General features: G+C 38.4%; 9 protein-coding genes. 5 read left to right on the plus strand and 4 right to left on the minus strand.

Features of this window, described 5'->3' with window-relative positions:
• The first annotated feature begins 91 nt into the window (after positions 1-91).
• Together FH976_RS14725 and cueR are read left to right on the plus strand one after the other, a co-directional pair.
• Positions 92-826, plus strand: coding sequence for a YccT family protein (locus FH976_RS14725; RefSeq protein WP_194091551.1), 735 nt, complete (start codon positions 92-94; stop codon positions 824-826).
• A gap of 128 nt (positions 827-954) precedes the next feature.
• Positions 955-1,362 carry a Cu(I)-responsive transcriptional regulator gene (cueR, locus tag FH976_RS14730; RefSeq protein WP_194091552.1) on the plus strand — a complete coding sequence of 136 codons (408 nt, stop codon included), beginning with the start codon at positions 955-957 and terminating at the stop codon, positions 1,360-1,362.
• A 51-nt stretch (positions 1,363-1,413) separates the two neighbouring features.
• Here cueR and FH976_RS14735 read toward each other — a convergent pair whose 3' ends face one another.
• The 4 genes from FH976_RS14735 to FH976_RS14750 form a co-directional block, all read right to left on the minus strand.
• A complete protein-coding gene (locus tag FH976_RS14735) occupies positions 1,414-2,268 on the minus strand; it encodes a co-chaperone YbbN (RefSeq protein ID WP_194091553.1) in 855 nt (284 codons plus the stop codon).
• Between the two features lie 265 nt (positions 2,269-2,533).
• Positions 2,534-3,457, minus strand: a complete 924-nt coding sequence (locus FH976_RS14740) for a TIGR01777 family oxidoreductase (protein ID WP_194091554.1) — start codon at positions 3,455-3,457, stop codon at positions 2,534-2,536.
• A 295-nt stretch (positions 3,458-3,752) separates the two neighbouring features.
• Positions 3,753-4,259: a regulatory protein ToxS gene (locus FH976_RS14745; protein WP_194091555.1), complete on the minus strand. Its 507-nt coding sequence runs from the start codon at positions 4,257-4,259 to the stop codon at positions 3,753-3,755.
• Between the two features lie 9 nt (positions 4,260-4,268).
• Positions 4,269-5,114 (minus strand): transcriptional regulator, encoded by an 846-nt coding sequence (locus tag FH976_RS14750; RefSeq protein WP_194091556.1) that lies wholly within the window; start codon positions 5,112-5,114, stop codon positions 4,269-4,271.
• Positions 5,115-5,355: 241 nt separating this feature from the next.
• On the opposite strand from FH976_RS14750, the gene htpG reads away from it, so the two are divergent.
• The 3 genes from htpG (at position 5,356) to hemH (ending at position 9,199) form a co-directional block, all read left to right on the plus strand.
• Complete coding sequence (gene htpG, locus FH976_RS14755; RefSeq protein WP_194091557.1) at positions 5,356-7,281, plus strand: molecular chaperone HtpG; 1,926 nt, start codon at positions 5,356-5,358, stop codon at positions 7,279-7,281.
• Positions 7,282-7,488: 207 nt separating this feature from the next.
• Positions 7,489-8,136: an adenylate kinase gene (gene adk / locus FH976_RS14760; RefSeq protein WP_194091558.1), complete on the plus strand. Its 648-nt coding sequence runs from the start codon at positions 7,489-7,491 to the stop codon at positions 8,134-8,136.
• Between the two features lie 91 nt (positions 8,137-8,227).
• Positions 8,228-9,199, plus strand: a complete 972-nt coding sequence (gene hemH / locus FH976_RS14765; protein ID WP_194091559.1) for a ferrochelatase — start codon at positions 8,228-8,230, stop codon at positions 9,197-9,199.
• Positions 9,200-9,242 lie beyond the last annotated feature (43 nt).

A 9,242-nucleotide genomic window follows, 5' to 3' on the forward strand; every position in this document is an offset into this window, starting at 1 on the left:
TATAGTCGGTGCTGAATACTATTTAATTTTGTTATAGTAAACGGGCACTACTTTAGTAGGTGCCCGTTTTATTTAAGATTAAGGATGAAATATGAAATCATTTAAAATTTTGTTGTTAGCGGGTTTGGTTGGAGCTTCATTTCAAGCCGCTGCAGAAGTCAAGATACGCCTTAATCAAGATATCAAACCATTAGTTATCAATGGTGAGGAGGTCGGATTTAGTCTTGGGAAGAAAGATGAATTTACGTTTGATAATGGTCAAAATCAAGTAGTGGTACAGGTGTCAAAACTAGTAGAAAGCCGCGGTGAATATGAGAAATTTAATTCTAAACCGGTTGTTATTACGTTCAATGCAGCCAATACCGAACTCACCGTTTCACCTGATGGCACTTTGAAAACAACTGAAGACTCAAAGATATTCGATAAAGCGCCTAAAGTCGTGGTTAAAGATTCAACTGGAAAATCGGTTTCAACTCAGCAGAGCATGCTAGAGGCATCTAATGGCCTGACTCGAGACTATGAGAAAGAAGTTACTGCTTATAATAAGAAGCACCAGATTATCCTACCAGGTGCGGCGGCGGTTTCAGCACCAAAGATGGTTGAAACAAAAATAAGCAAACCACAAGAAATGGTGCAGTATTGGTATGGAGAAGCATCAGATTCTCAAAAACAAGCTTTCTCAACGTGGGCATTTCAAAACCGCAAACAAGTATCTGGTGAGTTGGCAGGAAACGATAAGCCTAGCCAGATGTTAGATTACTGGTATAAAAAAGCAACGTCTGAGCAGCGTAGTGAGATTTTAACATGGTTACTAAAAGCTGAATAACGTGTAGATTCTTCACACGTGCTTCATCTTTATTGGTATCAATTAAAATTGAATAAAACACGTAAACTGATCATATAATCCTATTATGATCGGTTTTGTATTTTATGAACACAAACGTGGTGAATTTAATGAACATTAGTCAAGTTGCAAAACTCACAAACCTCTCTGCAAAATCCATTCGATTTTATGAATCAAAAGGCATTGTCTCTGAACCTTTACGTTCAGATAATGGTTATCGCACCTACAGTGATAAGCATATTGAACAGTTAAAACTCGTCGCAAGAGCGAAGGCGGTAGGGTTTAGCTTAGAAGAGTGCAAAAGCTTTGTGCAGCTGTCACAAGATCCAAATAGAACCAGTGCGGTAATCAAACATAAAGCACAAGAAAAGCTGGATGAAGTAGAATCTAAGCTATTAGAACTCAATAATATTAAGCAGCAACTGACCGCTTGGATTAATGAGTGCCCAGGTGATTCAGGTTCCGCTTGCCCGATTATGGATAACCTACAAGGAAAGTGTAAGTCGATTACTCAGTGAATACCCAAGTGCACTCTTTCTTGGGGCATAGGGTACTCACGAGAATTTCTATTAATAAAGTAACGAGTAAAGCTGGCGGCGATAACGGCTAGCCAGACTGTTGCCTTGCCCAAGCGCAGCTAAAATGTCCATGCAGACTTTCTTAAGTTCACCATCAAGCGCATGTAAGTCTTTTCTTAATACTCCCATTAACAAATCAAGCGCTTCTTCGTCTCGATTGACTTGATGATATTGCAAGGCTAATTCACAAAGAGTAGAAAGGTTTTCTGGCGACTCTTGATGTTGTAATTCTAATTGCTGAATTTCAGGACTATCGGCAGCTTGTTGATGAAGTTCTAACTTAGCAACTAATCCTTTGTAATAGTTATCTTTGTATTCAAGAGGGATAGATTCTAGTTGTGTGCGAGCAAGATCAAACTGTTGAGTTTCTAGCAAGCAATCTGCGATGGCTAATTTGATATCACCACGCTGGATTAATTCAGCCGGTAAGGATTGCAGGAGGGAAAGGGCCTCAGCGTGCTGACCATTTTCCATTGATTCAATGGCTTTTTTGAGCTGTAAATCTTCTTGGCTTGGTAAATGTTTGCTCAGCATTTGAGTGATTACGTCAATTGTCTGTGGACCACCCATACCATCAACGGCTTGTCCATTAGAAAATAAAGCTACTGTTGGGAGAGATTGGACGCCAAACTGCCCAGCTAATGCTGGTTGTTGTTCACAATTCAACAATGCGACTTGTAACACGCCTTGATATTGTTGGGCTAATACCTGTAATTCATTAAGTATTACTGTACTTTCAGGCACAGTCGGAGACCAAAAATGGATTAACACAGGTGTTTGTGCCGAAGTTTCAATAACGCTTCTAAAGTTTTGTTCGTCAAGCTCAATAATGGTATTTGATTGCATGTCATATTCCTTAATCTAGAGATATCGATCTCTGAGTCTGAATAAGAAATAAGGGCGAATCTGTGAGTTTCAAGAGCTGAAGCTTGATAGTCTTCAGTATATCCATAAAAATGCGAGGACTAGTCCAATGCATAGCCAATTGAGTCGGTTCAGTGTCATAGCCCCTCACTAAAAAATCAAATGAAGAAAGGTCAGTTGGTGAGAACACAGTAACCTTAAATTATTAAGATTTAATGAAGGAAAGGTCTAAAAAACTCGATAGACGTTAACGAGATGATGTTAATAATATTTGCTTTAAAGCAGGTTCTAAACGCGAAAAAGTAAATGTAAAACCTATCTTTGTTAGTTGCCTGGGTTTTGCTCTGACACTATCAAACAAAATGACTGAAGATTCACCCATTATCAATTTTAGTAACCATTTTGGTGTAGTAATGAGGCAAGGTCGATGTAATGTTTTGGCAAGTAAAAGACTAAAATATTTATTTTGAACGGGATGAGGGGCGCATAAATTAAATATGCCTCGTGCTTTTTGTGTCATTAATATATGCAGAATCGCTCTCACTACATCTTGGATATGTATCCATGGCATATATTGGTTACCGTTACCGAGCTTCCCCCCGACACCAAAACGAAATGGAGGAAGCATAGCCGATAAAGCACCACCTTGTACTCCTAACACTATGCCTGTACGTATAATGCAAACTCGAGTTGATGGATTACAAGCTTGTTGGGCAATGTCTTCCCATGTTTTGCAAACGTTATGGGTAAAGCTGTCATTATCTATTTCAGGTGATGTTTTTTCGGTAACAATATGTTGTTGTTTATCACCATAATATCCTACCGCTGAACCACTAATAAAGCAGTCTGGAGGCGATGAACTTGCTTTGATAAGAGATACGATACTCTGGGTTGTTTCCCATCGACTTTGGCATATATTATGTTTTTGTATTGCAGTCCAGCGCTTGTGCGCAATAGGCTCGCCAGCAAGATTTATGACAGCATCAATATGATTGAGATCTTGCCATGCAGATAAATTATCAATGTAATTTATGTTAGAAAAATCGGTATATTTTAGCTTGTTTTTTGCAGTGTTGGGGGAGCGAGTTAAAACAGTGATTTGATGACCAACCAATTGTTTAATCAGTTCTGAACCAATAAAACCCGTCCCTCCAGTAAGTAAAATATGCATAATGTCTCCTCCCACCATAGGTGATTATAGTGCTTATTGGTTGGTTTATCTTATATAAGAGTGATTTTTGATTTTATTGATATGAATAAGCATAAAGCATGTAAGTTAAATTAACGTTATCTAAGACAGAAATTTATCGGTTATACGATGGGTGACTCGATCTCTAGCTATCTACTGATGTCTTATAGGTAAGGTTTTTTAGCTTTAAATGGTCAAAAAAGAGGATCATTCAGGGGGGGATGATCCTCTTTTTAGTTAAGCTAGATTTGCTGTAAATATAAAGGTTCGTGATGCTTTATTGTGAAAATAAAACGGTTGAACCATTACCTAATGTAGTGACTAGCAAGGTGTTGTCGTTAATGACATCAATTTTTCTACTTTGCTGCGAGCTCATTTTAAATAGTTCTGTGATCTTATCGAGTTGCTTTTTGGGTAACCCAGATGGGCTAATACTTGAAGTATCTTTAAAATCTTTTGGAGTAATAATTATATAGTTATCACTTAGATCCCATTGCCCTGACTCTGAAATGCTTAACTCAGCAGGATCTTTAAGTTGCTTACTGTATAAGGATAACGCTGATATTTTTAAGTAAGTTCCATTAGGTAGATACTTCACGTTAGAAAGGATTCTTGCCTTATCAATGCTACTTGAATTTTCCCACTCTGCCATATGGGCAACCGAAACTGACTGCCATTCTCGCGATTCTAATAAGTGTTTTAATTTAAAGTCGCTATGCCAATATGCCCAGCTACTAAAGAGAATTGATCCTGCAAGTGCGATGATGGTAATGATTTTTTTCATATCGTGACCTTACTTACAAACTGAGGAAAAATTAGTCTGATCAGAAAAGATTATAACCGACTGATTTTGACTCGAATGATCAACAGAGTGAATAAAGTTCAATGTCATTTGGCCATTTTGATTGCCAGTTGCGATGACTTTTTCTAGTGTCGATAACCCTTTGACTTGTTTAAGGTAAATGCTGGTACAGCGTTCAATCGCAGGTAACCAAGATTTAATCTCTGGATGATTTTCGGGTTGTAGTAACGGTATATTGTCCACCATCGCTATTTGTGTGAATTGTGTCGAATATGGCTCTTTTGTCATTAATGCAATAATAGGAAATAGAATGATTAATACCCAAATAGCAGGCCCGAGCCAGTTTTTAACCAGCGAGGAACTGGTACCTTTTGAGAGGCGTTTTTCACCGTCATCTAGTTGTTGGCTAATTGATTTCGAATGTTCATCAACCGCTGAACGGTCTGTTTCCAATGCTTGATTTTCTTCGTTTTTAATCGATGCATCATTGACCGAGTATTGCTCAACGGTCGCAATTAATTGATACCCGCGCTTTGGAATAGTTTTAATAAATTGTGGTGATTTTGTTGAATCACTCAACAGCTTTCTTAGTGTAGATATTGCTTGAGTTAAGCTTGAGTCATCGACCTGAAATCCTTGGTCTCGCCAGACATATTCATGTAATTGATCTCGACTTACCACATTGGCAGATTGTTCGATTAGAATTAATAGAATACGGCTTTCGTTACTCCCTAAACGTATGACTTCGTTATCATTGAGCTGATCAAGCAAAATATTGCTATATGGATCAAAGATAAACTTTTGGGCAACAATATATTTAGTGCCAATATTGGTCATTTAGGTATTCTCAATAATAGAGTGGTTAACGCTTTTTTCACAGTGAGTATCAATGTCTTTAATATTTATGATTTTGAGTATCAACTCCGCGAAATTTAGGTTTTATGATGTTTTTCATGATCATCATAATAAAAATTGATAAGAAAAACACGGTTTTGATGAGTTTTTACCTTGAATTTATATTTGTTAGCCCAATTTAGTTGATAACGGTTTGAATAACATTATCGATATTGGAGTTCTAATGAGCGATACAACGACACAAAATAAAGAAACTCGTGGATTTCAGTCAGAGGTGAAGCAACTACTTCATCTAATGATCCATTCCCTCTATTCGAATAAAGAAATATTTTTACGTGAATTAATTTCTAATGCTTCAGATGCTGCCGATAAATTACGTTTTAAGGCCCTATCTAATGGTGACCTATATCAAGGTGATGCTGATCTTGGTGTTAAGTTGTCATTTAATACAGATACCAACACATTAACTATCATTGATAATGGTATCGGTATGTCTCGTGATGATGTCATTGAGCATTTAGGAACAATTGCAAAATCGGGTACGGCGGATTTTTTTTCTAAATTATCCGAAGACCAAACCAAAGATTCTCAACTTATCGGTCAATTCGGTGTTGGATTCTATTCAGCATTTATTGTGGCCGATGCGGTTACCGTTCGTACTCGCGCGGCTGGTTTAGCAGCTGATCAAGCCGTTCAGTGGCATTCTGCTGGTGAAGGTGATTACACTATTGAAGATATCACCAAAGAATCTCGTGGTACGGAAATAATTCTGCACATGCGTGAAGATGGAAAAGAATTTTTATCTGACTATCGCTTGCGTGAGGTGATTGGTAAATATTCTGATCACATTGGTATTCCGGTTTCAATTTGGGCTGAAAAAGACATTGAAACTGGCGAAGAAAATGAAGATGGCACTAAGGTCACCAAAAAAGAAAGTGGTTGGGAGCAAATTAACAAAGCACAAGCCTTATGGACTCGTTCAAAGTCTGATATTTCAGATGAAGAATATATTGAGTTCTATAAGCATGTTTCGCATGATTTTAGCGACCCAATGACGTGGAGTCATAACAAAGTTGAAGGTAAGAATGATTACACCAGCTTGTTATATATTCCAGCTAAAGCGCCATGGGATATGATGAATCGCGATCATAAAAGCGGCCTGAAATTATATGTTCAACGTGTATTTATCATGGATGATGCCGAGCAGTTCATGCCATCGTATCTACGTTTTGTTCGCGGTTTAATTGATTCAAATGATTTACCGTTGAACGTATCACGTGAAATTCTGCAAGATAACAAAGTGACTCAATCACTACGTAATGCTTGTACCAAGCGTGTGTTAGGAATGTTAGAGAAAACAGCATCTCGCGATGAAGAGAAATACCAAGCGTTCTGGAAAGAGTTTGGCATGGTATTAAAAGAAGGCCCGGCAGAAGACTTCTCTAATAAGGAAAAAATTGCCGCCTTATTGCGCTTTACTTCAAGCAATGTTGACTCTTCAGATCAAACCGTGGGGCTTGCATCTTATATTGATCGTATGAAAGAAGGCCAAGATAAGATCTATTATTTGACAGCAGACAGTTACGCCGCTGCTAAAAATAGCCCTCACTTAGAGCAGTTTAAGTCTAAAGGCCTTGAAGTTATTTTGATGACCGATCGCATTGATGAATGGCTGATGAATTACTTAACCGAGTTTGATGGTAAGCCATTCCAATCAATCACTAAAGCAGGTTTGGACTTATCTAAATTTGAAGATGAAGCTGAGAAAGAAAAGCACAAAGAAACAGAAGAAGAGTTTAAATCCGTCGTTGAACGCACAAAAAATTACTTGGAAAATCGAGTGAAAGACGTTCGTACCACATTCAAATTAGCCACGACGCCAGCTGTTGTGGTGACAGATGACTATGAAATGGGTACGCAAATGGCGAAGCTACTGGCCGCCGCTGGGCAAGAAGTGCCAGATGTGAAATATATATTAGAGCTTAATCCTGCACACGATATGGTGAAACGCATGGCTGATGAAGCTGATGAGCAAGCTTTTGGTCGTTGGGTTGAAGTTTTATTGGGCCAAGCTATGTTATCGGAACGAGGTTCAATGGATGATCCTAGTCACTTCTTAACTGCAATGAATGATCTACTAGGTAAGTAAATAAGGCGAAGGAAGTGAGCTTTTGCTAATTTCACTACCATAAACGCTAATAAGGCCAGAATTTGTGATAGAATTCTGGCCTTCATTAAGTGAACGGAAGGGTTTATTTAACTATGAATTTTCTGTTTAATCCTTATACCGAAACTTATCGTGTCACGTTTTTACTGTGAGCTTCGGTATGAAAATATAACAACAAGAGGAATCGTCATGCGCATCATTCTTTTAGGTGCTCCGGGTGCTGGTAAAGGGACTCAAGCTCAATTCATTATGGAAAAGTTTGGTATACCACAAATTTCTACCGGTGACATGTTGCGTGCTGCAATTAAAGCTGGCACTGAAATGGGCAAACAAGCGAAAGCAGTTATCGATGCAGGGCAATTAGTCTCTGATGATATTATTCTTGGTTTAATCAAGGAACGTATTGCGCAAGATGATTGTGAGAAAGGTTTTTTACTTGATGGTTTTCCACGTACTATTCCACAAGCGGATGGCCTTAAAGCACTAGACGTTACAGTAGATTATGTTATTGAGTTTGAAGTTGCTGACAGCGTTATTGTTGAACGTATGGCTGGTCGTCGCGCTCATCTCGCCTCTGGTCGCACTTATCATATGATTTACAATCCACCAAAAGTGGAAGGTAAAGATGATGTGACGGGTGAAGATCTTGTGGTTCGCGATGATGATAAAGAAGAGACCGTATTAGCTCGCTTAGGTGTTTATCATGAACAAACTGCGCCACTTATCGAATACTATGGTAATGAAGCCGCATTAGGTAATACGATCTATCTTAAATTTGATGGAACTAAGGCTGTTGACGCGGTAAGTGCGGAACTTGAAGCGGCATTAACAAAATAATTTCAATTCAGTGGGTTGAGAATTTGATATATTAAGCGACTAGCAATAGTCGCTTTTTTTATATCAGTTTTAAGCTAAAGGAATGTTAACTATGCAAAGTAGCCATATACAACACAAAAAACAGGGTGTTTTACTGGTTAATTTAGGAACCGCAGATGAGGCAACTCCCGCCGCGATTAAACGTTTTCTTAAAGAGTTTTTAAGTGATAAACGGGTGGTGAATATGACTCGCTTAATATGGTATCCATTACTTAATGGTATCATTTTACCGATTCGAGCACCCAAGGTTGCTAAAGTCTACCAACAGGTTTGGATGGATGAAGGCTCTCCTTTATTGGTTTACTCTAAACGCCAAGCTCAAGCTTTAAAACTGAAATTAAATATGCCAGTTGAACTTGGAATGACATATGGGAATCCAAGTTTGCAAAGTGGCGTTGATGCGCTGATGAAACAAGGATGTGAGGAAATCATTATTCTACCTTTGTATCCTCAATACTCAGGAACGACGACAGCGGCAGCCTCTGATGCTTTAATTCGAGCTTTCAAAACTATGCCGGTGATCCCTGCTTATCGTTTTATTCGTGATTATCACGATCATCCTTTGTATATTAAAGCGTTAGCAAAAAAAGTTCGTGATCACTGGCAACAACACGGGCAGGGTGATTATTTGCTTTGCTCTTATCATGGTATTCCTCAACGACTTGCTAATGAAGGAGATATTTACCCACTGCATTGTGAGCAAACAACAGCATTATTACGAGACGAATTAGGATTAACCGATCAACAAATGGGGATGAGTTATCAATCTAGGTTTGGGCGAGAAGCGTGGCTACAACCTTATACGGATCAAACGCTAAAAAACTTGGCGACTAAAAACGTCAAACAATTAGATATTATTTCTCCTGCTTTCTCTGTGGATTGTATTGAAACTCTAGAGGAGATTGCAATTGAGTGTCGTGATATTTATCAGCAAGCGGGTGGTAAAGAATACCGTTATATTGAATGTTTAAACGATTCCCCCGAGCATATTGAAATGATGGCATCTTTGATTATGCCGTCGTGAACTTACTATTTTTACATTAAGATTAAAAAACCTCAGGTTGAGT

Origin of the sequence: Vibrio hibernica (genome assembly GCF_015223435.1) — a bacterium.
In the GTDB taxonomy this organism is placed as follows: Bacteria; Pseudomonadota; Gammaproteobacteria; order Enterobacterales; family Vibrionaceae; genus Vibrio; species Vibrio hibernica.

What these genes read in the sequence shown, in the direction of transcription:
- FH976_RS14750 (WP_194091556.1), bottom strand. Translation starts at nt 5,114, where the DNA reads ATGACCAATATTGGCACTAAATATATTGTTGCCCAAAAGTTTATCTTT.
- htpG (WP_194091557.1), top strand. Translation starts at nt 5,356, where the DNA reads ATGAGCGATACAACGACACAAAATAAAGAAACTCGTGGATTTCAGTCA.
- FH976_RS14745 (WP_194091555.1), bottom strand. Translation starts at nt 4,259, where the DNA reads ATGAAAAAAATCATTACCATCATCGCACTTGCAGGATCAATTCTCTTT.
- FH976_RS14725 (WP_194091551.1), top strand. Translation starts at nt 92, where the DNA reads ATGAAATCATTTAAAATTTTGTTGTTAGCGGGTTTGGTTGGAGCTTCA.
- hemH (WP_194091559.1), top strand. Translation starts at nt 8,228, where the DNA reads ATGCAAAGTAGCCATATACAACACAAAAAACAGGGTGTTTTACTGGTT.
- FH976_RS14735 (WP_194091553.1), bottom strand. Translation starts at nt 2,268, where the DNA reads ATGCAATCAAATACCATTATTGAGCTTGACGAACAAAACTTTAGAAGC.
- adk (WP_194091558.1), top strand. Translation starts at nt 7,489, where the DNA reads ATGCGCATCATTCTTTTAGGTGCTCCGGGTGCTGGTAAAGGGACTCAA.
- FH976_RS14740 (WP_194091554.1), bottom strand. Translation starts at nt 3,457, where the DNA reads ATGCATATTTTACTTACTGGAGGGACGGGTTTTATTGGTTCAGAACTG.
- cueR (WP_194091552.1), top strand. Translation starts at nt 955, where the DNA reads ATGAACATTAGTCAAGTTGCAAAACTCACAAACCTCTCTGCAAAATCC.